General features: G+C 65.4%; 23 protein-coding genes and 1 pseudogene. 17 read left to right on the plus strand and 7 right to left on the minus strand.

Going from position 1 to position 25097, the window contains the following annotated elements; genetic code table 11:
* Positions 1-52: 52 nt before the first annotated feature.
* The 4 genes from ACFTZB_RS21410 to ACFTZB_RS21425 all read right to left on the minus strand — a co-directional run bounded on the left by ACFTZB_RS21410 (position 53) and on the right by ACFTZB_RS21425 (position 2352).
* Positions 53-367 (minus strand): enoyl-CoA hydratase-related protein, encoded by a 315-nt coding sequence (locus ACFTZB_RS21410; protein WP_378433937.1) that lies wholly within the window; start codon positions 365-367, stop codon positions 53-55.
* A 48-nt stretch (positions 368-415) separates the two neighbouring features.
* On the minus strand, positions 416-607 hold the full coding sequence (locus tag ACFTZB_RS21415) for an enoyl-CoA hydratase-related protein (protein WP_378433938.1): 192 nt from the start codon (positions 605-607) through the stop codon (positions 416-418).
* Between the two features lie 134 nt (positions 608-741).
* Positions 742-1173 carry a Zn-ribbon domain-containing OB-fold protein gene (locus ACFTZB_RS21420; RefSeq protein ID WP_378433939.1) on the minus strand — a complete coding sequence of 144 codons (432 nt, stop codon included), beginning with the start codon at positions 1171-1173 and terminating at the stop codon, positions 742-744.
* Positions 1174-1188: 15 nt separating this feature from the next.
* A complete protein-coding gene (locus ACFTZB_RS21425) occupies positions 1189-2352 on the minus strand; it encodes a thiolase family protein (protein WP_378433940.1) in 1164 nt (387 codons plus the stop codon).
* A gap of 70 nt (positions 2353-2422) precedes the next feature.
* On the opposite strand from ACFTZB_RS21425, the gene ACFTZB_RS21430 reads away from it, so the two are divergent.
* The gene (locus ACFTZB_RS21430; protein WP_378433941.1) at positions 2423-2614 is read left to right on the plus strand and encodes a ferredoxin; all 192 of its coding nucleotides are present in this window, start codon (positions 2423-2425) and stop codon (positions 2612-2614) included.
* Positions 2611-3834 carry an NAD(P)/FAD-dependent oxidoreductase gene (locus ACFTZB_RS21435; protein WP_378433942.1) on the plus strand — a complete coding sequence of 408 codons (1224 nt, stop codon included), beginning with the start codon at positions 2611-2613 and terminating at the stop codon, positions 3832-3834. Before ACFTZB_RS21430 ends, ACFTZB_RS21435 begins: the two co-directional genes overlap by 4 nt.
* A 268-nt stretch (positions 3835-4102) precedes the next feature.
* On the opposite strand, the gene ACFTZB_RS21440 is transcribed toward ACFTZB_RS21435, so the two are convergent.
* Positions 4103-5140, minus strand: a complete 1038-nt coding sequence (locus ACFTZB_RS21440) for an LLM class F420-dependent oxidoreductase (RefSeq protein WP_378433943.1) — start codon at positions 5138-5140, stop codon at positions 4103-4105.
* A gap of 44 nt (positions 5141-5184) precedes the next feature.
* Complete coding sequence (locus tag ACFTZB_RS21445) at positions 5185-5970, minus strand: enoyl-CoA hydratase/isomerase family protein (protein ID WP_378433958.1); 786 nt, start codon at positions 5968-5970, stop codon at positions 5185-5187.
* A 177-nt stretch (positions 5971-6147) separates the two neighbouring features.
* On the opposite strand from ACFTZB_RS21445, the gene ACFTZB_RS21450 reads away from it, so the two are divergent.
* The 3 genes from ACFTZB_RS21450 to ACFTZB_RS21460 all read left to right on the plus strand — a co-directional run bounded on the left by ACFTZB_RS21450 (position 6148) and on the right by ACFTZB_RS21460 (position 8901).
* Positions 6148-6984 carry an SDR family NAD(P)-dependent oxidoreductase gene (locus ACFTZB_RS21450; protein WP_378433944.1) on the plus strand — a complete coding sequence of 279 codons (837 nt, stop codon included), beginning with the start codon at positions 6148-6150 and terminating at the stop codon, positions 6982-6984.
* A gap of 397 nt (positions 6985-7381) precedes the next feature.
* A complete protein-coding gene (locus tag ACFTZB_RS21455; protein ID WP_378433945.1) occupies positions 7382-8128 on the plus strand; it encodes a metallophosphoesterase in 747 nt (248 codons plus the stop codon).
* Between the two features lie 221 nt (positions 8129-8349).
* Entirely contained in the window at positions 8350-8901 is a 552-nt protein-coding gene (locus ACFTZB_RS21460) for a TetR/AcrR family transcriptional regulator (protein WP_378433946.1), read from the plus strand.
* 404 nt (positions 8902-9305) lie between these two features.
* Here the strand turns inward: ACFTZB_RS21460 and ACFTZB_RS21465 are convergent, their stop codons facing one another.
* Entirely contained in the window at positions 9306-9935 is a 630-nt protein-coding gene (locus tag ACFTZB_RS21465; RefSeq protein ID WP_378433947.1) for a TetR/AcrR family transcriptional regulator, read from the minus strand.
* Between the two features lie 544 nt (positions 9936-10479).
* Here ACFTZB_RS21465 and ACFTZB_RS21470 point away from each other — a divergent pair.
* The 12 genes and pseudogenes from ACFTZB_RS21470 (at position 10480) to ACFTZB_RS21525 (ending at position 25019) form a co-directional block, all read left to right on the plus strand.
* On the plus strand, positions 10480-11094 hold the full coding sequence (locus ACFTZB_RS21470) for a winged helix-turn-helix domain-containing protein (RefSeq protein ID WP_378433948.1): 615 nt from the start codon (positions 10480-10482) through the stop codon (positions 11092-11094).
* Positions 11091-12575 carry a pyruvate, phosphate dikinase gene (locus ACFTZB_RS21475; RefSeq protein ID WP_378433949.1) on the plus strand — a complete coding sequence of 495 codons (1485 nt, stop codon included), beginning with the start codon at positions 11091-11093 and terminating at the stop codon, positions 12573-12575. Before ACFTZB_RS21470 ends, ACFTZB_RS21475 begins: the two co-directional genes overlap by 4 nt.
* Positions 12576-12602: 27 nt before the next feature.
* Complete coding sequence (locus ACFTZB_RS21480; protein WP_378433950.1) at positions 12603-13604, plus strand: hypothetical protein; 1002 nt, start codon at positions 12603-12605, stop codon at positions 13602-13604.
* Positions 13601-15235: a PEP-utilizing enzyme gene (locus tag ACFTZB_RS21485; RefSeq protein ID WP_378433951.1), complete on the plus strand. Its 1635-nt coding sequence runs from the start codon at positions 13601-13603 to the stop codon at positions 15233-15235. The genes ACFTZB_RS21480 and ACFTZB_RS21485 overlap by 4 nt, the downstream gene beginning before the upstream one ends.
* A gap of 123 nt (positions 15236-15358) precedes the next feature.
* Positions 15359-16567, plus strand: coding sequence for a cytochrome P450 (locus tag ACFTZB_RS21490; protein WP_378433952.1), 1209 nt, complete (start codon positions 15359-15361; stop codon positions 16565-16567).
* Complete coding sequence (locus ACFTZB_RS21495; protein ID WP_378433953.1) at positions 16564-18249, plus strand: 4Fe-4S binding protein; 1686 nt, start codon at positions 16564-16566, stop codon at positions 18247-18249. Before ACFTZB_RS21490 ends, ACFTZB_RS21495 begins: the two co-directional genes overlap by 4 nt.
* Before the next feature lie 37 nt (positions 18250-18286).
* The gene (locus ACFTZB_RS21500; protein ID WP_378433954.1) at positions 18287-20140 is read left to right on the plus strand and encodes an AMP-binding protein; all 1854 of its coding nucleotides are present in this window, start codon (positions 18287-18289) and stop codon (positions 20138-20140) included.
* On the plus strand, positions 20137-22245 hold the full coding sequence (locus ACFTZB_RS21505; RefSeq protein ID WP_378433955.1) for a molybdopterin-dependent oxidoreductase: 2109 nt from the start codon (positions 20137-20139) through the stop codon (positions 22243-22245). Before ACFTZB_RS21500 ends, ACFTZB_RS21505 begins: the two co-directional genes overlap by 4 nt.
* A gap of 73 nt (positions 22246-22318) precedes the next feature.
* Positions 22319-24091, plus strand: coding sequence for an FAD-dependent oxidoreductase (locus tag ACFTZB_RS21510; protein ID WP_378433956.1), 1773 nt, complete (start codon positions 22319-22321; stop codon positions 24089-24091).
* A gap of 140 nt (positions 24092-24231) precedes the next feature.
* Complete coding sequence (locus ACFTZB_RS21515) at positions 24232-24633, plus strand: hypothetical protein (RefSeq protein WP_378433957.1); 402 nt, start codon at positions 24232-24234, stop codon at positions 24631-24633.
* Between the two features lie 6 nt (positions 24634-24639).
* A pseudogene (locus ACFTZB_RS21520) lies at positions 24640-24795 on the plus strand (IS110 family transposase); the annotation flags it as partial.
* 83 nt (positions 24796-24878) lie between these two features.
* Positions 24879-25019, plus strand: a complete 141-nt coding sequence (locus ACFTZB_RS21525) for a hypothetical protein (protein ID WP_378433959.1) — start codon at positions 24879-24881, stop codon at positions 25017-25019.
* Positions 25020-25097 lie beyond the last annotated feature (78 nt).

Consider the following 25097-nt stretch of genomic DNA (forward strand, 5'->3'; position numbering starts at 1 on the left):
CACAACGCATCCGGAACCAGCCTCAGTGACAACTCATCTACCACGCGTCACATTATGTCCCACACGTCACTTCATCCACATGAGACACGCTCTTAACCACCTGTGTCACCAGGCCCACGCGCAGAGCCTCGGCGGCGCCCACGAAGTCACACGACAGCCTCATCCTGCGTGCGAAACCTCGGCCGACAGCCAAGGGGAGTCGTGCAGTGAGGCCCCCGCTGGGCACGACCCCGACCCGGGCGTGGGTATCGGCAAACCTCGCGCGCTCGGACGCGATGAGGAAATCACAGGCTAGCGCGAGTTCGAGCCCCCAGTGACCGCGGCACCGTTGACGGCGTCGATTACCGGTTTGGACAGTGGAAGCCATGGATGTCCGACCGGGATGTCATCCGGTGATCCAGCATTGGCGCCGGTGTCACCGAGTTCCTGCAGGGTCGGTCCCGGTCAGGATCACGACATCGGTGCCGTTGTCGTGGTCGGCGGCGGTCAGTTCGCTTCGCAGCATTTCGAGCAAAGCGGTGTTCAGCGCATTGCGTGACCCCGGCCGATTCAGGGTGAGGATCCGGACACCGGCCCGTTGCTCGGTGAGCAGGATCGGATCATTCATCGACATCCACCTCAGTCATGAGACCTCCTATGGGAAATGCGTTGGGGCGATGACCTCGGGACTGTGAGGGTCGCCGCCGCTCGACCTGCCGTAACAGGAGCGGCCCGGCAAGGGTGCAGTGCGCAGCCATACAACTAGTCGGCCGGGGATTGCACCCGGAACACCGGGTACGAGTCACCGGACTCGGGATGAATGAATGCCACACGCAGGGGTAGCCCGGCGCGCAACTCGCCCGGGTTGGTTCCGACGATACGTGCGTTGATCCACGGCCCCTCTTGTAATTCCAGCAGCCCGATGGGGAAGGGAACTTGCTCGGCGAAGGCCGGATGCGGCGGATGGTGCACCACGGCCCACGACACCAGAGTCGCCGTTCCCGTCGCAGTGTCCCAGCTCAGATCCGAGCTGCCGCAGGCGGTGCAGGTGCGAGCCTCGGGGCTGAGCGCGTGGTGGCAGTGGGTGCAGCGCCGGATCGCGAGTTGATCGGCGGCCGCGGCATCGAAGAACTCGCCGCTGCGGGGGTCACGCAGGACGGCTGGACCGGATACTTCAGCGAGATCGGTTGTCATGACTGGACCTTTCGATCAGCGGGGACTGAGAATCAACGTCGAGTGGTGATCGAGGATGCCGCCGTTGCCGCTGACCATGATCACGTCGTGGTGGTCGACCTGGCGGCCGCCGCCCTGACCGCGGGCCTGGATGACCGCCTCGGTGAGCGGAGTCATTCCCCACAGGTAGTACGAGGAAAGCTGTCCGCCGCCGGTGTTGACGGGCAGTTCGCCGCCAGGTCCGGTGCGCCCGTTCGCGACGAACTTGCCACCCTCACCCTTGGCGCAGAAGCCGTAGTCTTCGAGTGTCACGAGAACGGTGAACGTGTAGCAGTCGTACAGCTCGAGTAGGTCGATGTCCTCGACCGTCACCCCCGCCATGCGTAGTGCGGTGGGTCCGGAGATCGCCGCGCCGGTGCGCAGTCCGAAATTCGAACCGTGTTCGGCGACCTGCCCTGGATGTCCCTGTCCCCACCCGAGCACGTGTACCGGTGGTTGCGCCAGGTCTTTCGCGCGCTCCGCGGTGGTGACGATCACCGCCGCACCGCCGTTGGAGACAAGGCAGCAGTCCAGCAGCCGCAGCGGTTCTGCGATCCAGCGTGACCTCTGATGGTCGTCCAGGGTGATCGGGGTGCGCATCTGGGCGAGCGGGTTGTGCACAGCCCATGCGCGCTGGGCGACCGCGATCTCGCCGAGCTGTTCGGAGGTGGTGCCGTAGGTCTCCATGTGGCGGCGGGTGGCGAACGCGTATTTGGCGTTGGCGTTCGTAATGCCACTGGCGACGAGATAGCTGGGCAGGCCGACGATCGGCTTGGCGCTGCGGCCGGTGTAGGCGGCGCCGGCGGATACTTTCGGCTTCAGCGGCGCATCGGCGAACACGCACGCCACGGCCTCGGCCATGCCACTGGTGACCGCCGCCGCCGCGCAGGACACCATCGCGCCGGCCGAGGCACCGTACGCATTCATCTCCGTCAGGAGCCGGAGGTCACGGAGGCCGAGGACGTTCTGCAGGGTGATCGACACATCACGTTTGAGTCCGCTGTTGATGAGCAGTCCGTCGATGTCGGACAGGTGTAGACCGGCATCGGTGGCGGCCCGGCGGACCGCATCGGCCGCGAAATCTGTTGCGCTGCGACCGAACACCTTGCCCACCTCGGTAATGCCGAGCCCGGCGATCGCGGCCCCGCGAGAATCCGCCATCGGACGCCTCCTGTGATCTCGTATTCCAAATTGGGTTCCAACATACCATATCCTCTGTTATGGTGATCGCATGAAGATCGAGTTGGATCGAACGAAATGCACGGGATTGGGGATCTGCGAGTCCATCGCCCCCGAGGTCTTCGAGGTCAACGACGACGGTGATCTGGTCCTGCTGACCGAGGAGATCACCGACGGCCAGTTGGCGGAGGTCGAGCAGGCCGTCGAGGGCTGCCCCACGGCCGCGCTGCGGCTGATCCGATGACCCCGCGTCTGGTCGTCGTCGGGGCGTCGCTTGCGGGCCTGCGAGCGGCAGAAGCGGCACGGAAGACCGGATTCACCGGATCGATCACCCTGATCGGCGCCGAGGATCACCTTCCCTACGATCGGCCGCCGCTGTCGAAGGCATTCCTCGACACCGACACCGACCGGCAGTCCGAGCTCGCCTACCGCGACCTCGCCGGGCTGCAGGAGCTGGATGTCGACCTGATCCTCGGCGCGCACGCAACGGGTCTCGACACCGACCAACGCACCGTCGCCGTCGACGGCACCCACGTCGGCTACGACGCCCTCGTGCTCGCGACCGGTGCCCGCGCCCGCACGCTCCCCGGCACCGAGGCACTGGCGGGCGTGCATACCCTCCGCACGCTCGACGACGCCAGGGCGGTCCGGTCCGCACTGGACGCCGGTGCGCGCACCGTGGTGATCGGCGCCGGCTTCATCGGATCGGAAGTTGCCTCGGGGGCCCGCAAGCGCGGACTCGACGTGACTGTGGTCGAGGCGCTGCCGACACCGCTGGTCCGAGCAATCGGTGAACAGATGGGTGTGGCGTGTTCGGCACTGCACACGGCGAACGGGACCGACCTGCGATGCGGCGTCGCCGTCGAGGCCATCGAGGGGGAGACCGCCGTCGAACGGGTGCGGCTCTCCGACGGCACGGTACTGCCCGCCGACCTGGTCGTGGTCGGTGTCGGAGCGGCTCCGGCGACCGACTGGCTCGACGGCTCAGGGTTGCAGCTCGACAACGGCATCGTCTGCGACAGCACCTTGTGGACCGGTGCACCCGGCGTCTACGCGGCGGGAGACGTATGCCGTTGGCACAACCCGCTGTTCGACCGCACCATGCGTCTCGAACACTGGACGAGCGCCGCCGAACAAGGAGCACTGGCCGCCCGAAACGCTCTCGATCCGGACGCGGCCACCCCGTACTCGACCGTCCCGTATTTCTGGTCGGACTGGTACGACACGCGGATCCAGTTCGTCGGTGTCCCGGATGCCGACGAGATCGAGGTCATCGGCGACGTCGGCAGCGGCAGATTCGTTGCTCTCTATCGCGGTGGTGACAGCCTGATCGGTGCGCTCGCCCTCAACCGCCAGGCCGACATCATGAAGTACCGCGGCCTGATCATGAAGGCGACGCCGTGGACCGCCGCCCTCGACTTCGCGCACGCGAGAGAAGCCAAGCGGGCGCAACCCGTTCCGTAAACATCACTGCGCCGTGGCCGATCTCCGGCGACACCGCCGAGCAGAAGTGCCGACCACCCACCCCGTCGTGCGGGTTCGGTAAAGAGGGCGCGGAGAGCACCCGGGCGGGGCCGCGCGGGCCCTGCGGGCCTGGTTGAGTCCCGGAGAGCCGATCGGGGGACGTCCCGCTCGTTGCACACGAGCGGGTTTCGTTGTGACGATAGATCGGTGGGCCGTCCCGGTCCCGCACCGACTGGAACCGGAACGGCCCGGACGCGGTCTACTCCAATTACGCGCGAATCGCTTCCACGATGCGCGCACGGGTATCCGGGCGCGGCCATCCCGCCAACACGATCGTCGTCAGGCAGGTCGACTTCCATCGTGTGACGATGTCCTCGCAGATCTTGTCGGCCGGCCCGACGAGTGCGACATCCTCCACCATTGCTGTCGGTACCGCCTGCGCGGCGAGGTCCGAACGACCCTCCAGATACAACCGCTGGATCTCGGCACAGGCCTCCCCCCAGCCCATGCGGGTGAAAACGTCGTTGTGAAAGTTGGCGCCCTTAGCACCCATGCCTCCGGCATACAGGGCGACCACCGGCTTCAGTTTCGCCGCCGCCTTCTCGACGTCGTCGTTCTCCACCAACCAACACGTATTCGCGATCTCGAAGTCGTCCGCCGTCCGCCGCGCGCCGGCGCGCGCGAACCCCTCCGCAAGGGCAGCCCGGTAGAACTCGTCGCTCTTGGGGGAGAACCACAGCGGCGTCCAGCCATCGGCGATCTCCGCCGCCAGCGCCACGTTCTTCGGCCCCTCGGCCCCGAGATAGATCGGAATGTCCGCACGAAGCGGGTGCACGATCGACTTCAGCGGTTTCCCGAGCCCACTGCCGCCGTCGAACGGCAGCTGATAGTGCCGCCCCTGAAACGTGACGGGGTTCTCCCGCGCCCACACCGCGCGCATGATCTCGACGTACTCGCGAGTCCGCTCGAGCGGCCGCGGATACGGCTGCCCGTACCAGCCTTCGACGACCTGCGGACCCGAGGCGCCGATGCCGACGATCATCCGACCACCACTGAGGTGGTCGACAGTCTGTGCCGCCATCGCTAACGCCGTCGGCGTCCGCGCCGACATCTGGCAAATCGACGTGCCGAGCTGCAATCGTGTTGTTTGGGAACCCCACCAGGCTAACGGGGTCAGCGCGTCCGACCCGTACGTTTCGGCGGTCCACAGACTGTCCACCCCGAGCGCTTCGGCCTCGGCGACGCGTTCGGCGATGCCCTGCGGCGGTGACCCACTCCAATAGCCCGCAGAAATTCCTACCTTCATGACGATGTTCCTCTCCTGTCGATTCGGCGAACGTGCTGTGGCCGTCAGTGATTGCGATACTCGGGCGACCGCTTCTCGAGGAACGCGGACACCGCCTCACGGTGATCGGTGGTCAGCACGCTCAGGATCTGTGTCCGATTCTCGAGATCGATGGCCGCTCGGATCCCCGGCGTCTCGAGGTTGTCCCACATGACCTGTTTGGTCATCCAGACCCCGAACGGGCTGTTGGCACCGATCGTGGCGGCCAGGTCCAGCGCGGCGGACAGCAAGTCCTCGGCGGGCAGTACCTGTGAGACGAGTCCGATCCGGTGCGCTTCGTCGGCGGCGATCGTCCGACCGGTCAGCAGAATCTCCGCCGATCGAGAGAACCCGATGGCTCGGGGCAGAATCCAGCTCAATCCGACGTCGCAGTTACTGAGGCCGCGCTTGATGAAGGACGGGTGCAACGTTGCCGCTTCGCTCATCAACCGGATGTCGCACAGCAGTGACAGTGCCATCCCGCCCCCCGCTGCGGGACCGTTGATCGCGCAGATCACTGGCTGCCGGGCGCGGCGCAGCGCATCCGCCAGGTTGGCGATGTGCTCGGTTGCGCGCATCCCCTCCTGCGGTCGTCCCTCGGGTCCGGTGGAGGTCGGCACCGTGCCGTAGCCGCGCAGGTCCAGCCCCGCGCAGAACGTGGTACCGGCGCCGGTGAGAACGATGGTCCGCACGTCGGCGTCGTCGCGGACTCGGCGTAGGACCGCGTGGAGTGCCTCGATGAGGGAGGCATTCATGGCATTGAGTGTGTTCGGACGGTCGAGCCGGACGAGCAGTATTCCGGGGCGGGCCATCTCCGTGTAGACGAGATCGTTGCTTGCAGCAGTGTCACCGGACTCGGCGGTGACGAGAGGGTTGGAAGACACAGGGCATCCTTGTCTGGGGCCGGAGAAGCAGAGTGGGCCGGCGGTCTCCGGATGTCGTGCCAGCCGGCCATCCCCAGGAACATAACATACAATGTGTTATTGTAAGTGAACTCTGAGCCCTTTTTCTTCGAGTGGGGTGATACCACGCGGAGCGGCGAACCAAACGCGAAAGTTGGTGTGGCAGTGAATCCATTGGATGCGTTCCGGCTGGACGGCAAGGTTGTCGTGGTGACGGGAGCAAGTTCGGGACTGGGGGTCGGCTTCGCACGCGCCCTATCGGCAGTCGGCGCCACAGTCGTGCTTGCTGCTCGTCGGACAGACAAACTGAGTAATGTCGAAAACCAGTTGCGCGAGGCAGGAGGGGTGACGCTGTCCCACCGGACCGATGTCAGTTCCCCGGATGAGTGCAAGGCTTTGGTTAGCCGCACGGTCGACGAGTTCGGCAGGATCGATGTCCTGGTCAACAACGCCGGCATCGCGGACGTGGTCCCCGCCTCCAAGGAGACCGAAGAGGGCTTCCGCAAGGTGATCGATGTCAATCTCAATGGATCGTTCTGGATGGCGCAGGCAGCCGTTGGCGTTATGCCCGAGGGGTCGTCGATCGTGAACGTGGCGAGTGTTCTCGGTTTGGTCGCTCCCCGCCTGCCGCAGGCGGCGTACGCTGCGAGCAAGGCGGGTGTCCTCGGGTTGACACGGGACTTGGCGCAGCAATGGTCGTTGCGTCGCGGTGTTCGCGTCAATGCACTCCTGCCGGGGTTCTTCCGCAGTGAGATGACCGAGAATGCAGTCGGTTTGGAGAAGATGTTGGCCGACCACAGCATGCTCGGGCGGTCCGGCACGCAAGCGGAGATCGACTCGGCTCTGCTCTTCCTCGCCAGCCCGGCCTCGAGCTACGTCACCGGTTCGGCCCTCGTTGTCGATGGGGGACTCACTGCCTTGTGACCCATCGGAGTCTGCCGAGTAATCCGCCGCTTGGGGCCACGATGCAGGCGATACGCATCGCTACACCCGCACCGCGGCCGAACGAGCGACTCGTTGCCGACGTCAGCATCGCCCTTCCATGCGAGGTTGCTTCGGCGGCCGGGCGCGCAGGCTTCGACCCCCGTCCGTACCAGTGGGACGGGCCTGTCGACGGTTGGTTTCACTGGCTTCACGCAGCGACGGAGGCTGCTGCTGCGTGATACCACTCCGCGACGCGGGACCACGGAGCTGGCGGCGATCCCCATGTTCGCCGACCTTTCCGCCGTTCGCGGAGCGGAACTCGTCCCTGCTCGGATCTTCGACCCACTCATCGCGGGAACCTCATTCGATCCGTGTGTATAACAGTGAAGGTGTCGCCATGTCCTCATCCAACGCCCCTGACCACCGCATACTGCATATCAGTGACACGTCTCTGCTGACCGGCGGCTCCGGCGAGCGCATCGACTGCGGTGACGCAGTGGCGCGACTGCTCGAAGAGGTCGAAGAGGTCGACGATCGTCCAGAAGCGTTGGTGCTTACCGGAACCCTGCCGGTCGGGTATCACCCACGTGAGCCATTTCGGTCAGCGGTCGAGCGGGCAGCCGAGCGTGCGGGTATCCAAGTGATCTGGGGGATGGGTGATCACGGCGGTGGCGCCACATCCGACGAGTTCGACGACGAGGTTCATGATGTCAACGGGTTACGCCTCATCGCCGTCAACAGCAACGTCTCGGGTCGACTGCACGGTGAGATCGACGATTCGCAGCTGGCCTGGCTGAGTGCCGTTCTGGCCGTGCCGGCACCGCACGGGAGCATTCTCGTCCTGCACCACCCTCCCGTGCCGACCCCCGATCCGCTGATGGAAATGGGCGAACTGACCAATCAAGACGCGCTCGAATCGGCGATCGCGGACGGCGATCTCCGGACCATCCTGGCCGGCCATCTGCACTATTCGACCCTGTGTACCTTCGCGGGTGCGACGGTTTCGGTCGCTGGGGCATCGTGCTACACCCAAGACCTGGGCATCGACTGGGACAGCACCGGCCAGGCGCACCTCGTGCGCACCACCGGAAATCGGATCGTGAACACCGCGATCCGGCTGGGAAAGCGCCGCCGACCGAGATAGCCGGACGTGCTCGGGGCGGCCCGGGAACATCATTAATCGAGGGAGCGTGGGTCGATGCTGTCGCTGTGCCCCGGGACTCACCGGGCGTGCCGAAGTCACCACAACACACATTATGGTATGTTGGGATCGTGACGGGATGGTTCGCTGTCTCGTCACGATAAGACGTGCAACGACACCGGGCAAGTCGGTTCGGGGATGAGCGAGCGGGGGCAAGGCGGCTGATGCCCACCATTGTGAGCAAGGAACAGTACTTCGAGACGGCATTGGATGTCCTCGCCGAGGTCGGGTTCAAGGGGCTCAACATCCGTCGGATGTGCACGACCCTGGGTGTCACCACTGGATCGTTCTATCACTACTTCGGGAGCTGGCAAGGTTTCGTCGACGCACTGCTCGAGTACTGGGAGCACCGCCAGGAGCGAATTCTGCGGGATCTGTCGTTCGGCAGTGGCGGTCCAGAAGACGACCTCGCTGCGTTGCGCACATTGACCCTGGGGCTGCCGCACGCGGCGGAGGCTGCGATCAGGGCGTGGGGAATGAACGATGCCACCGTGCGTGAAACGCAACGCCGCGTGGACTCGGCGCGCCGCAAGACGGTCAGATCGGTCATCGCCCAAGTTGTCGACAGCGACGAGGAGGCCGATGTGATTGTCTCGCTGGGAATGGCGCTGCTGGTCGGCTTCCAAAACCTCACCGCCGAGGGGCAGCACACCGAACTGGTACCGCTGTACGACGAGTATCTTCGCCTGATTTCCCTGCACGGCGCCTCGCGATAGTCGATCGGACTGACTCTGAAAGCTCTGTGCCAAAACCTTTCTCACTGAAGACCCCGATTTCCACGCACTACCCACCATTGCCTGGCGTCCGCTGGCTGGGTCTCGCGCGGTCTCGTTGTGCGGTGACGGTTTTTCCCGCGTGTCGAGTGACTGGCAGTTCGTGCGCGGTACACACGGAGTGCTGTGACACGAAGATCCATAGCTGTGCGGTACTCCCGCGATCGAAGGCACGTCATGATGATGTCGGGTCGATATAGCGCCGCGGATGAGGCAATGCCTCGGCGTCGGCAGCCCGCGTTGGCCCGGATTCGCACCCGTCCACAAGCAGCTGCGTGAGGGCCCGTCCGCCGCAGTGCTCCGACCCTCCGTGTCGGTACGTATGCGACTGTGGTGGTCTCCGACGATCAGATGAACGATTCCGATTCGCCGGCGGTCCACGCCGCAAGCTGGATTTCGAGACCGGCGACGTAGGCCTTGCACGCTAGGCGGAAGCGATCCTGTGCCGACACGGCACGGGCGGCCTCGACCGCCGATCGCAGTTCCGTCAACGATTCCGGAACTTCGGTGAACAAGTTGTTGTTGCCGTACTGGAGTGCACCGACCGTCAACGCTTCGAGGTGCTCGCGGATGACGATGACGTACTCGAGAGGAAAACCGGCTTTCAGCAGAATGCTGACCGTTTGGTTCTCGTACTCGAGGCCGAACGTTCTCGGCGTCTGTGCGACCAGCAGCGGCACGACCTGTGGGTGAGCGTTGAGGGTGTCGAGAAACCGCGGAGCGTATTCGAGGATGTAGGTCTTCCAGTCGATCTCTGTATCCGATTCGACGACGAAATTGTCGAGGACCAAGCGTAGGACGTCGGCGAGGATGTCGTCCTTGTACCTGTAGTGGTAGTAGACAGACGAATTGTGAACGCCGAGTTCGGCGGCGAGACGCGTGAGGCTCAGCTGTTTCAGCCCGTCTCGGTCGATCAACATCAGTGCCGTCTCGATCACCCGTGTACGCGAGATCAGCGGTTTCTTCGGCCGTGCCACGGTTTCACCTCGTTTCAGTAGGGCTCCGCGCCCTGTATACATCGTTCCAGTAATGGCGCGCGCGGAGCGAATCGGCGTCGGCTGGCGAGGGCCGAGCAAAGCAGTCGACCGCGACTATTCGTGCAGGTCGAGACGGTGTTTTTCGGTCGTGGCCTCTGAGGTCTTCCTTTATCAGCAGCCTGCTGATAAATTGGTCACAGTAGCCACTGGCGCGGCCCTGGCGCTCGGGCCCCGTTGGCCCGACGCGGCGCGTGAGAACGTGACACGCGGATGACCTGTCTTTGCGCTAAATCCGCACGCTTCCAATCGAATTCGCGGAAGAATCGGTATCTTATTGCTCCATACCATTGACTCTGTTATGTTCACGGATGAGATCTACGACACATTGAATTCAGGAGAATGGCATGTCGGTAGCGAAGCCAGACGAATCCCCTCTCGGCACCCGCGCACCGGCGTTGTACCGCAGCACTGACGAACTTGCCCATCCTCGGGTTCACGGTCCCGCCGCTGGCTCGACCGGACACGCAGCACAGGTGGTTGATCAATGAACGACAAGCTTCAAATTCTGCAGCTCGTGCGCCTACGCGGACGCACGACTGCCGCGGACGTGGCGGCCAGCACCGGTCTGTCGACCGGCTCTGTGGACAGCGTGGTGCGCGAGCTCTGCGATGCGGGATTGGTCCAGGACCTGCGCGGACGACTCAAGCTCACCGGTGACGGACGAGTGGAACTGACCGAACTGATCGCCGCCGAGCGTGAGGACGTCGATCAGGCGCAGATGTCCGCCGCCTATCACGACTTCAGTTCCGTCAACGCGACTTTCAAGCAGTTGGTGACCGACTGGCAGCTTGTGGGCGAGGACAAGCCCAACGACCACACCGACGCGGCGTACGACGCCGCGGTGATCAGCCGACTAGAAGGCGTCCACACCGATTTCCGGCCACTGCTCGAACGACTCACCGAGCTTGCCCCGCGCCTGAAGATGTATCCCGCACGCTTCGATGCGGCGCTGACGAAGATCCGCGACGGTGACCACTCCTGGCTGGCACGACCGCTGATCGACAGCTACCACACCGCATGGTTCGAGCTGCACGAAGATCTGATCGTACTGGCCGGGCTCACCCGCGCCGACGAAGCCGCCGCTGGGAGGGCACAATGAGCGCCCACGTTCTGATGTTGGACGGCACCACCGGACTGGACCGGGACCTGCTCGGCGGCAAGGCATGGAGCATCGAGCGCATGCGGTCGCTGGGAATCCCGGTGCCACCCGCCTTCGTCCTCGGCACCGACGTGTGCCGGCAGTACTACCGCGATGAGCGTCAGCTGACCGCCGACGTGTGGGATCAGTTGCCGGCAGCGATGGCCGCCCTCGCCTCGGTCACCGGCCGACGCTTCGGCGACGAAACCCACCCGTTGCTGGTCTCGGTGCGGTCCGGGGCAGCGATCAGCATGCCCGGGATGATGGACACGATCCTCAACCTCGGAATCAACGACCAGGTCGAGAAGGCGCTCGCCGAGGAGACCGGAGACAGCCGCTACGCCGCGGACACCCGCCGCCGCTTCGTCGAGCAGTTCGAGAAGGTGGTGGGAACGTACCCACCTGATGACCCGTGGGAGCAGCTGCGGATGGCGATCGTCGCCGTCCTCGAATCCTGGCATTCCCGTCGTGCCATCGCGTACCGACGTGACCGCGGCATTTCCGACGACGGCGGCACCGCTGTCACCGTCCAGGCAATGGTCTTCGGCAACCTCGACGACCGCTCCGGAACCGGGGTGCTGTTCACCCGCGACCCGTTGAGCGGGGCGGCCACCCCCTACGGCGAGTGGCTCCTGCACGGACAGGGCGAGGACGTCGTCTCGGGACGGTCGAACGCCCGAGCCCTCGACGAACTCGCCGACGAAATGCCCATGGCCTACGCCGAACTCATGGCCGCAGCCCGCCAGCTCGAACAGGCCGGCCGAGACGTCCAGGACATCGAATTCACCATCGAGAGCGGCAGGTTGTGGCTCCTGCAAACCCGGTCCGCCAAACGGTCGGCCGAGGCCACCGTGCGTCACGCGGTGCAACTCCAACGTGAAGGACTGATCACCGTCGACGAAGCCCTCGACCGGGTGAACGCCGACCTGGTCGAGTCGGTGATGACACCACACATCGACCCCACGGTGCTCCGCACGGCCGAGGAGGTCGCCCGCGGCAAGCAGGCGTGCCAGGGTGTCGCGGTCGGAGTCGTGATCACCGACGTCGACGAGGCCGAGGAACGTGCGAGTAACGGCGAGCAGGTCATCCTTGTCCGACCGACCACCGATCCGGACGACGTCGCGGCCATGTCCCTGGTCAGCGGAGTCGTCACCGAACTCGGCGGCGCTACCTCACACGCCGCCGTCGTGTGCCGCGAACTGAATGTGCCGTGCGTCGTCGGCTGCGGCGACGGAGCAGTCGAGTTGGCCGGTCAGACCGTCACCGTCGACGCCACCCACGGCATCGTCTACCGCGGCGTCCTCCCACTCGTCGAACCCGCCGTCGGAGACGACTCCGACCTCGAACAACTGCTGGGCTGGGCGCAAGCGACCACCGGCACGACCGAGCACACCCTCCCCGAGTTGCTCCGACTCCGAGCACGAGCGGTAGCTACCGGATAGACGCGCCACCTTTTGAAAGGAATGGCATTGGCTGACATGACTATCACCGACGAAACCGGACTCGATCCGGCGGACGATTTCGTGCACGAACCTCCCGCCGGAGTGGACCGCTGGGCGGAAAACATCCAGTGGAACGTCCGAGACAAAGACGGTCTCGGCGTGATGTGGCACATGGGCACGATGCTCGACGACCCACGCCTGTGGCACATCGTCATCGCCGTCACCCAGCCCGACGGCACCGTGCACTCCACGAAAATCGTGGCGCCGGGCGCCGGGCAATTCGGCTCGCCGAACGCGCACCTGGCGACCATCACCCCGTACCGCGAGTGGCGGTTCACCTTCTTCGGCGGCATGGTCGATGTGTCCCAGGATCAGGGCGCAACCGGCCTCACCCCCGACGACCACCACCATTCGGTTCAGATCGACCTCGACCTGGAAGCCGCTTACCCGGTGTGGATCCCCGAGGGATCCACCCAGTTCGGGGACTGGGGACGGTTCCACCACGAGCAGGCCGTCCGCGTGCGCGGTACGGTCACGGTCGCCGGCGAGACGCATGTTCTCGATGGAATCGGGCACCGAGACCACTCGATCGGCCCCCGGGACATGAGCCATCTGCGCCGTGCCTTCTGGGGCAACGGCATCTTCGAATCCGGGTGGGGCTTCGCCACCATGCTGGGCGAGTACGAATCCGGTGCCTTCCAGCGCGCAGCTCTGTTCGACTCGGCGGGAACCCAGGACGCCACGATGGTTCGGTGGACCGACCTGACGGCGGTCAACTGCGAACCCACCGCGATCACCGTCGAACTCGACGTTCACGGCCGGCAGGTCGTCATCGACGGCCGGATCCGTCACGGCATGAACTTCACCGTCGCCGACGGCGCCGAATTCTGCATGGGCACCGACCTCGCCCGACCCGATCGTTACTTCCTGACCAACTTCTTCGTCGACTGGACCTGCAACGGCGAACAAGGCATTGGCTATCTCGACCGCGGTGCTCTCATCTCACTTCTCACTCAGGGGCAATCATGACCACGACCGAACAGTCCGCGACCGCGGAATCGACCCACACCGACCCCGTCCGAGGGAACAGCACCCCGAACCGGTACTGGACGACCGCCAACATCGGTGAGGCCGCGCCGGCCGTCATGACACCGCTGTGTTGGAGTCTGTGGGGACCCGGTAACGAACTGGCAGTGCGTGGGACATGGCACCGATTCGGAATGCTCGGCCCCGACGAGGTCTACGTCGACCCCGACCAGAACAACCGCCTGACCGGCATCTTCTACGGCCGACAGGCAATGAACATCGAACCGATCCGCCGCTACGTCGACCGGTTCCCCGGAATCACCGCCGACGAGTTCGAACTCGGCCTCGCCGGCGCTCTGCATCCGAATGCAGACCCCTTCACCTCACTCACCGACGCCCAGCAGGCACTCGTCGCCGAGGTCGTCGAACGAGTCCGTGACACGCACAGTCAGCGCCTGGCCGACATAGTGCGCGATCAGAACGAGTGGTGGCGCCGGGAAGTGCTCCACCGCGAGGACGCTGGAGACCCGCGCGCCCGGCTCACCGAAGCATTCGATCGGTTCGTCTGGTCCATCGGTATCCACAACGAGACACGGTTGCTGATCGTCGCGGCGATGAGCAGCATCTATCGGCTCGCCGCCGCCACCGACATGCTCGACATCGTCCCCGCACTGACTGCCGCGTTCGGCGACGTCGCCGAACTGTCCATGGGCGCCGACCTGTGGGCGTTGGCGAATGGCGAATTGGACATGGCGACCTTCGTCGAGCGGCACGGCTACCACGGGGAGAACGAGGGCAACCCCGCCGGACGCTCCTGGCGCGAAAATCCCGACCTGCTTTCCTCGACGATCGCGGCACTGCGCTCACGCAACGCCACCGAGCACCCGGAGCGCCGCGCGGAGGGAGCTGTGAAGAAGCAGCGGGCCGCCGTCGCCGAGTTCGAAGCGAAACTCACCGACGAGCAGCGAATCGAACTTGCGGCCGCGCTCGCCGAGACCGCAACCGCAGTCCGAGAAACGGAGCTCGGGAAGGCCTCCTTCCTGACCGCGATCGACGGATTCCGCGCCGCAGCCCGCGATCTGGGAGACCAGATGGTGCGCGAGGGCCGCCTCGCTGACCGCGACGACGTCTTCTTCCTGGACATGGACGAAATCGCCCAGGATGCAGGAGAATCCGTCACAGATCTGGTGGCTTTCCGTAGTGCGCGAGCCGTGGAGTACCGCGGCTACCGGCTGCCGACGACCTTCGTCGGGATGCCCGAACCGCTCACCGTCAACTCCGCCCGCGCCCAGGTCGGTGACGTCATCTCGGGCGTCGGCGCCAGCGCCGCGACCCACGAAGGCGCCGTGCGGATCATCCGCCGCGCGGAGGACGAGGATGCCCTCGAACCCGGCGACGTGCTGGTGTGCGAGTCCACTGACCCCAGCTGGACCCCGCTGTTCATGCTCGCGGCCGCGGTGGTCATCGACATCGGCAGCGTCGGCAGCCACGGAGCCATCATCGCCCGCGAACTCGGACTGCCCGCAGTCATCAACACCGGGGACGGATCGGGTCGACTCCGCGACGGAGACCAGGTCCTCGTCGATGGCGCCAAGGGCACCGTCACCGTCCTTGCGATCAACGAAGCCGGATAGCCACCTCGCCGACGACCGACCCGCTACCGGGTGCGCCGCACCCAGAAGCGAGACGGAACCCACGCGTTCACGACCCAGCCCGTCCACGGACGCACCGATATCACTAGCCAGGAGGAATACGGAATGAGCGACATCACCGTAGATCACGTCGAGAGCACCGACACCATCGGCGCGCGACTCAATCCGTTCGCAAGCAAACTCAGCCAGGCCCCGCACGACATCTGGACGCGGCTGCGCAACGAATGCCCCGTCGCCCACAGCGACGAACTCGGAGGGTTCCATCTCCTGAGCCGCTACGAGGACGTCTGGGCCGCAACGCTCGACACCGAGACCTACTCGTCGGCGGAAGGGACAACCGTTCCGCGGCACCCGGTCCGGATGCCCCCCGAGGACACCGACGAGCCCGAGCACCGCATGTACCGCAAGATCATGGATCCGTTGTTCACACCGAAGACGGTCAAAGCCATGGAGTCGTGGGTGCGCGAGATGACGGTGGAATTGCTCGACAGCATCGAAGATCTCACGAAGTTCGACTTCGTCGCGGACTTCTCGAGCCAGCTGCCACGCCACGTCATCCTCCGCATCATCGGTATACCCGACGAAGATCTGCCGGAACTGATCGACGCGATGATCGCGCTCAACGGTGCTTACGACGATGCGGAGCGAGGAGCCGCCGCCGGCGCCACCCTCTACGGATACTTCGCACAAAAGCTCGCCGAACGACGCGAACAACCCCGCCGCGACGACCTCATCTCCGCGCTGCTCGACGGCGACTTCGGTGGAGAACCGCTATCCGACCTGGACATGCAGCACATGCTGATCCTTACCATCCTCGGCGGCACCGACACCTCCAGCGGCGCCATGGGCGGAATGATGCTGTGGCTGGCCGACCACCCCGAGGACTACGCCCGGTTGCGGGAGGATCCGGACCTGATGCGCACGGCCATCGACGAGTTCCTCCGCTACGTCAGCCCCGTCGCATACATGGCGCGGACCACAACCAAGGACGTCGAGGTGCAGGGCTGCCCGATCCCGCACAACGAAAAGGTCCTGCTCGGATTCGGCCCCGCCAACCGCGACTCGGAGAAATTCGAACGCGCCGACGAGGTCCTGCTCGACCGGCACCCGAACCCCCATGTCGCCTTCGGCGGCGGACCGCACCGTTGCCTCGGCGCGAACCTCGTGAAACTCGAGATGAAGGTCGTCCTCGAGGAGATCATCAACCGGTTCAAGTCCTTCGAGGTCGAGGACTACACGAAGCTGCGCTACCAGCGCGGCCAGGCCCGGAACCTGGAATGCCTTCCGCTGGTCACCCAGAGGAACAATCCATGACGTATGTCGTCACCCAACCCTGCTGCAATGATGCGTCGTGCGTGGCGGTATGCCCGGTCAACTGCATCCACCCCACGCCCGACGAGGCCGACTACTCACGCACCGAGATGCTCTACATCGATCCGAACACCTGTATCGACTGTGGTGCGTGTGCCGATGCCTGCCCGATCGATGCGATCGTCCCCGACTACGACCTCGAGGAGGGATCCGAGCGGTACCTCGAGATCAACGCCGACTACTTCGAGGATCCCAAGAATCGGGAGTACCCGAGCGCTCCTGTGGTGCAGCAGCGCCCGGTGGTCGGTGTCACCGACGCGACGCCGCTGCGCGTAGCTATCATCGGGACCGGACCCGCGGCGTGCTACGCCGGTGAGGAAGTTCTCGGGTCCGGGGCCCCTGGCGTCGAGGTGCACTTCTTCGAGCGCCTGCCCACACCCTGGGGGCTGGTGCGGTTCGGTGTGGCACCGGATCATCAGCAGACCAAGTCCGTCACCGACGCTTTCGCCCGGATCGGGGCGCGGCGCGGCACCTATTTTCACCTCAACGTGGAGATCGGCAAGCACCTCACCCACGAGGAACTCCTGGCGTATTTCCACGCGGTGATCTACGCGGTCGGAGCCCACCACGACCGCCGGCTCGGCATCCCGGGTGAGGATCTGCCGGGTAGTCATCCGGCCTCGGACTTCGTCAGCTGGTACAACGGGCATCCCGATGGTGCGCAGCGGTCGTTCGATCTGTCCTGCGAACGCGCGGTGGTGATCGGAAACGGCAACGTCGCGCTGGATGTGGCCAGAATCCTGACCTCCGGCCTGGGGCATCTTGCCCGTACCGATATCGCCGACCACGCCCTCGAGGCGTTGGCGGCCAGCAAGATCTCCGAGGTCGTCGTGCTCGGGCGCAGGGGGCCGTCACAGGCTTCGTACACCACCCCCGAGTTGCTCGGCCTCGCCGCGGCGGAGAGCATCGATCTGGTCGTCGACCCTGCCGACGTGGAGTCGATCGGCGTGACCGCCACGACCACGCCGTCGGCTGCGGCCGCGTTCAAGAGCAGGCTGCTCGACGAGATCGCAGCGGCGCCACCGTCGGGCGCACCGAAACGCATTGTTCTGCGGTTCCTGTCCTCGCCGGCAGAGATCGTCGGTGAGGACCACGTGCGCGCGCTCCGGGTCCAGCGCAACGAACTGGTCGAATCGCCCGAGGGCGGGGTCGCTGTCCACCCGACCGACCGGTTCGAGGACATCGAATGCGGTCTGGTCATCCGGTCGATCGGGTACCGGGGCACCCCGCTCGCCGGTCTGCCGTTCGACGACGCGACCGGCACGGTCCCCAACGACGGCGGCCGGGTCGTCGACCCGGCCACGGGGGCGACGATCCCGGGCGTCTACACCGCAGGCTGGATCAAACGCGGCCCCTCCGGATCGATCGGAAACAACAGCCGCTGCGCCAAGGACACGGTCCGAGCGCTGGTCGAAGACTATGCCCAGGGACAGCTTCCGGCACCGACCCTCGACACCGACGCCCTTGCCGCACTGCTCGCCGAGAGGCAGCCGAACGTCCTGAACTACACCGACTGGAAGACCATCGACCAGTTCGAACGTGCAGCGGCGCGAGAGCACCAGAGGCCGCGAATCAAGCTGGTCGACGTCGACGCGATGCTCGACATCGCCCGACCCAAAGCCTGAATTCACATACCGCGAAAAACATTGTAGGAGTAACAAAATGGCAAGTGTCGGCCGTCGGGGTCTTCCATCGAGCACCCTCTGCGAAGAGTTCCAGCGCACGGCGAAGGTGGATCCGGAGGCGGTCGCACTGCGGACGGTCGCCGGAACCCAACAGATCACCTGGCGCGAGTACGCGAACCGCGTCCGGCGCATCGCGACCGGTCTGGCGTCCCTCGGCGTCGGCCACGGCGACACGGTCGCCCTGATGATGGGGAACCGGCCGGAGTTCAACCTGATCGACACCGCGATCCTCCACCTCGGGGCCGGCCCGTTTTCGATCTACAACACCAATTCGGCCGAACAGATCACGCACCTGCTCTCGAACGCCGAAAGCAAGGTGGTGTTCTGCGAGGCCCGCTTCGTCGACACGATCCGCGCCGCCGGGGGACCGGTCGAGACCATCGTGGTCATCGACGCGCCGGTGGACGGGACACTCCCGCTGGAACTGGTCGAGGAAAGGTTGGCCCCAGGCTTCGACTTCGATGCCTCCTGGAAGGCAGTGCGACCGCACGATGTCGCCACGCTGATCTACACCTCGGGCACCACCGGCAACCCCAAAGGGGTCGAACTCACCCACGCCAACATCCTGAGCCAGGTCGAGGCCCTCAGCCACGTGTTCGACGTCAAGGCCGGCGACCGCTTCGTGTCCTTCCTGCCCGCCGCGCACATCGCGGACCGTCTCGCATCCCACTATTTGCAGATCGCGCACGGAACTCAGCTCACCACCCTCGACGACCCCAAGAATCTCGCTGCCGCACTCGCCGACGCCCGCCCCACCTTCTGGTTCGCCGTCCCGCGGGTCTGGGAGAAGCTGAAGGCCGCACTGGAACTGGGCTTCGCCGACGCGGAGGGAGTCAAGGCCACACTGCTCACCCGGGCCCGCACGCTCAGTGCCAAGAACGTAGAGGCCGGCCGCGGCGGCCCTACACTCAGCGCCCTGGAACAGCTGCAATTGCGCGTCCTCGACCGTATTGTGCTCTCGAAGGTTCGTGCGAAGCTGGGCCTCGAGGAACTGCGGTGGGCGATCTCGGGAGGCGCGTCGATCGCGCCGGACACCCTGAACTTCTTCCTCGCACTGGGAATCAAGGTCTGCGAGATCTGGGGGATGTCCGAAACCGCCGGCGCCGGCCTGGTCAATCCGCCGGACGGAATCCGGTCCGGAACGATCGGAAAGCCGCTACCCGGCGTCGAGGTCCGTGTCGCCGACGACGGTGAGATGCTCATCCGCGGTGGCATCGTCATGCAGGGATATCGCCACGACCCCGAGCGCACCGCCGAAGCACTCGACGCCGACGGCTGGCTGTACACCGGCGACGTGGTGACCATCGACGCGGACGGATACGTGACGATCGTCGATCGCAAGAAGGAACTGATCATCAACGCCGCGGGCAAGAATATGTCGCCGGCCAACATCGAGGGCACCCTGAAAACGATGTGCCCGCTCATCGGTGAGGCGGTGACCATCGGTGACGGGCGTCCGTTCAATACAGCCCTAATCGTCTTGGACGCCGACGTGGCGGCAGCCTACGCGGCCAAGAAGGGACTATCTGAGGCGTCCGCGGCCACGCTCGCCGTCGATTCGGACCTCGTGCAGACCATTTTGGCCGGGGTGGCCGCGGCGAACGCACGACTGTCGCGGGTCGAGCAGATCAAGCGCCTGCGGATCCTGCCCGTGTTCTGGGAGGCCGGGGGAGTAGAGATCACGCCCACGATGAAGCTCCGGCGGCGCCCGATCTCCGAGCGGTACACCCACGAAATCGAGTCCCTGTATGCAGACCCGATCCCGGCCGAGGTGCACGCACTCGGAACGCCAGCCGACCCCGCCCGCCGCCGCCTGAGCCCACTGTCATGACTCGCACCACGGTTCCGAGCTACTGCCGCATCTGCGAGGCCAGCTGCGGCATCCTCGCCGACGTCGAGGACGGGCGCGTGACGGCCATTCACGGCGACCCCGAACATCCCTCGTCGCGGGGGCTGATGTGCCCCAAGGGCTCGCTGATGGTCAAGGTCACCAACGATCCCGAACGTGTCACCACCCCGCTGCGGGGCGACCGGAAGGGCGGATTCGTTCCCGTGTCCTGGGACGAGGCCCTCGACGACATCGCCGACCGAGTCAAGACACTCATCGCCGACCACGGTCCCAATTCGATCGCCTACTATTCCGGCAACCCCGCCGGTTTCAGCATGGCGGGGCACATGTGGTCGAAGAAGTTCATCGACAGCATCGGTTCCAAAGGGTCCTACAGTGCCGCACCGCAGGACACCTCCTCGCGGTGGGCGGCGTCGCATTTCCTCTACGGCAACACCCACGAAGTACCGCTGCCGGACCTGGACTACACCGACTTCTTCCTCTGCTTCGGAGCCAACCCGCTCGTCAGCCACGGATCCCTGATGTCGAGCGGCCGCACCCGCAGCCAGCTGGCGAACATCGCGGCCCGCGGCGGCCGCGTCGTGGTGGTCGACCCGGCCCGCACGCAGACCGCGGAAACCTACGAACACGTCTCCGTCGTCCCGAGCAGTGACCCGCTGCTGATGGCCGCGATGTTGCACGTCATCTTCGCCGAGAACCTGGTCTCACCCCGTGCCGATGCCTCCGCCATCGGTATCGACACCCTCGCCGCAGCAGTCCAATCCGTCACCCCCGAGTCGGTCCAGGACCGCACCGGGGTCGACGCCGAGACCGTGTGGACGCTCGCCCGCGACTTCGCCACGGCCGAATCCGCCTGCGCATATGGCCGGCTGGGACTGTGCCGCGGCGAATTCCCGACCTTGGCCAACTATCTGCTCGATGCACTCAACGTCGTCACCGGCAACCTGGACCGGCGAGGAGGGGTGGTCTTCGGCAGCGGTCTCGTCGACTTCCCCGCGATCAACGCCAAGGTCGGCCGAATCTCCTATTCGTCGACCTTCACGCGTGTCGGCAGCCTGCCCGAGGTCGGCGGCCGCAAGCCCTGGGTGCTCGCCGAAGAAATCCTTACCCCCGGGGAAGGTCAGGTCAGAGGTGTCTTTCTGGCCTCGGGTAATCCGGTCTCCTCGACTCCCGGCGCAGCCCGCCTCGAAGAAGCCTTCGACCAGCTCGACCTGTTGGTCTCCGTCGACATGTACGTCACCGAGTCCAACGAGCGGGCGGACTACATCCTGCCGTCACCGACGTTCCTGGAGCGAGCCGACGTCCTGTTGAACTTCGGCGGCGGTATGACCCGCCCCTGGGTTCAGTGGACCGAACCGGTGGTCCCGCGAATCGGGGACACCCGGGAAGAAACGGAAATCTTCGGTGAACTGATGCGCCGAATGGATGTTGCGCCCGGCCCCAGCCCCTGGGAACTGATCGACACCATGATCCGCACCGGTGACCGCGGGGCCGCCGAAGGATGGACCCTCGACCGCATCAAGGAGCACCCACACGGGGTCGAACTCGGCGGTGACGTACCGGTCGGGGTGATCGCGCAACGCATCTCGACCTACACGAAGGGGGCCCGCGACACGGTCGACCTCGGCGCCGGACCCATCCTCGCGCAACTCGACCAGTTCCTGTCCAAGGAACCGCCCGACCCCGACTCCCTCCTGCTGATCAGTCGCCGACACCTGCGCAGCATCAACTCGTGGATGCACAACGCGCGCAAAGTCCGGCCCGGCGGGGGACCGACGCTGTACCTACACCCGAAGGACGCCCGCACACGGGGCATCGAGACCGGCGAGACCGTCACACTCACCACATCGGTGGGATCCGGTGACGTCACGGTCACCGTCACCGATGAGGTACGCCCCGGAACGGTGAGCTATCCGCACGGGTGGGGCCATTCCGGTGGGTGGTCCACCGCAATCGAACACGGCGGCATCAACATCAACAAGCTCATCCCCAACGACATCGAGACGAAGGACCCCTTGTCCGGCATGTCGCTCCTCGACGGAGTACGCGTCACAGTGACCGCGAAAAAATCGGCCCCACAAAGGTAATGACGGTTCTGAGACCCAGAACTGAGAGGAGCGCAATGTTCATGACAGGACTCGGAGCCAGGGGGCCGGCGCAATGGCACACGTAATTACCCAATCGTGCTGCAACGATGCCGCGTGCGTCGTAGTCTGCCCAGCGAACTGTATTCACCCAACACCGGACGAACCGGACTACGCCCGGACCGAGATGCTCTACATCGATCCACGCAGCTGTGTCGACTGCGGCGCCTGCATCCAGGCCTGCCCCGTGGGCGCCATCGTCCCGCACGACGAACTCACACCGCACACCACCCAATACGCCGAACTCAACGCGCTCTACTTCGCCCACAACTCCACGATCACCGGCAGGCCACAGACCGAGATCGGGATCTCCCAACTGGTCTCCCAGCGACAGCACCCGAACACGCAGCCGACGCCATCGACAACTCTTCGGGTGGCAATCGTCGGATCAGGGCCATCCGCGTGCTACGCGGCCGAGGAACTCTTGGCCCGCCGCAGCAATGTCGAAGTCCACATGTTCGAACGACTGCCCACCCCCTGGGGGCTGGTGCGCGCCGGGGTCGCCCCCGACCATCCCGACACCAAAGACGTCATCCGATCCTTCGAAAACACAGTCACCCGAACCGGATTCCACTTCCACCTCAATGTCGAGGTCGGCAAGGACATCACCCACGAGGAACTGCTGAACCACCACGATGCCGTCATCTACGCCGTGGGGGCCCATCGTGACCGAAGACTGAACATCCCCGGGGAAGACCTCCCGGGCAGCCACTCCGCAACCGACTTCGTCGCCTGGTACAACGGCCATCCCCGCGCCATCGACTACACCTTCGACCTCTCCGCGGACCGCGCCGTCGTCGTCGGAAACGGAAACGTAGCACTCGACGTCGCCCGGATACTGCTCACCGACGTCGACACACTGTCCCGAACCGATGCAGCAGATCACGCACTGGCCGCGCTCGCCGAAAGCCGCATCAATGAAGTCGCCGTACTCGGACGTCGCGGCCCCGCGCAAGCGGCCTACACCACACCCGAACTGCTCGCGCTGGGCCACCTGCATGGGATCGATGTGTCCGTCGACCCCGCCGACGCAGACCTCGATCCCCACACGACCGCCTGGCTCCGTGACCACCCCGACCCCACCGCGCAGTTCAAGGCATCGATCACCGCGGAGTACGCGACCCGCGTACCACGACACCGACGGCGAATAGCACTGCGCTATCTCAGCTCCCCCGTCGAAGTTCTGGGCACGGACCGGGTTCGCGGACTGAGGATCGCTCGCAACGAGCTCGTCACCTCTCCCGAGGGCCGCCTAGAGGCAACCCCCACCGGGAAGGTCGAGGAACTCGACTGCGGCCTGGTCTTGCGATCGGTGGGCTACCGAGGAGAACCCGTACAGGGAGTACCGTTCGACGAGGTCCGCGCTCTGATTCCCAACCAGGCAGGCCGGGTGGTCAACCCGGCAGGAGGATCCCCACTGGCCGGCGTCTACACGACCGGATGGATCAAGCGGGGCCCCTCGGGCGTGATCGGCACCAACAAGAAATGCGCGGAAGAAACAATCTCCGGACTCTTCGCCGATCACGACGCCGGCCGGCTGACGGCGCCGGCACGTGACACCGCCTCGTTGGAATCGCTCCTATCACGGCGGCAGCCACACGCCCTGGACTATTCCGACTGGCAGATGATCGACCTGCACGAGCAGGCATCGGCTGCCGGAACCCCCCGCCCCCGCGTGAAGCTGGTCGACATCGACGAGATGCTCGCGATCGCCGACCGAAGCCGCGCCTACGATAAGCTAGCCCAACAAGACCACGGTGTCGGGGGCTCCGTCGGGACTGCGACGTAGTCAGCGGACCGGATGCCTCTGACCGAAAGAATGTGCACATCCTGCCTCGCATCGACAACGACGTCTACCGCGGCGGTGCCGGATTGGACGACTAGCCGGACGACGAACCCGGTACCGGCTCCGAGTCCGTTGGATCTGTGGTGGCGACGGGTGATGTCCGCCGGTCTGCGCTCGGCACGGGAACGCATTACGCGTTCGACGCATGGATGGTCCGGGAATTCCCGAGCATCACCTTCGAACGGTACTGCGATGACGCGGTGGTGCACTGCCGCAGCGAGTCCCAGGCCCACCGGGTGCGGGACGCGATCGCTGCTCGCCTGGCGCACGTCGGGATCGACCTGCATCGGCAACGCTCGGTGATCGTACGGCAGACCGACGCCGACGACCCGGCCTCATTGGCGTTGGCCGGATATCGTCCCGAGGTGGTGCTCGAGGCCACCTACGGCTGGTATTGGGCGGTCGACGCCCTGCAGGCCGCCGGTGCGAACGTACACCTGGCACACCCGTTGGAAGTCAGAGGCTTTCGCTACCGTCGCGTCTAGAACGACGTGCGTGACGCCGCAGACCTGGCGGATCTGCTGCGGATGAACCGGCTGCCCGAGGCGTGGATCGCCCCACCTGCAACACGGGAGCTGCGTGAGCTGGTGCGCTACCGAGCGAAGCTGGTCGCGATCCGTCCGGGGCTCAAGGCGCAGGTGCACGCCGTGCTCGCCAAGGAAGGCCCTGCTGAGGCTCGGCCGCAACCCGGCGATGCCAACCGCGTCAACCTGACGACCACCCCGTCACCATGCCCGCCCCGCTCACTACCCCCCGAGCGGGGCCGTTCTCGCACCACATCATCGTCAACCCCAATGACGCCGTCGTCGTCACCGTCAACGACGCGCAACAGGAGGGTCAGCTGGACGAGGCCGCGAGCTTTCGTTTGTAGTCTTTTGCTAGGCTCGCGACTGTGGCGGAGTCGGGTCCGGGTTGTGTGGCGCCGAGGTGGCGGTGGCGGAGATCGTCG

The sequence above is a fragment of the Rhodococcus sp. NPDC057014 genome (assembly GCF_042673295.1).
Classification (GTDB): Bacteria; Actinomycetota; Actinomycetes; order Mycobacteriales; family Mycobacteriaceae; genus Rhodococcus_F.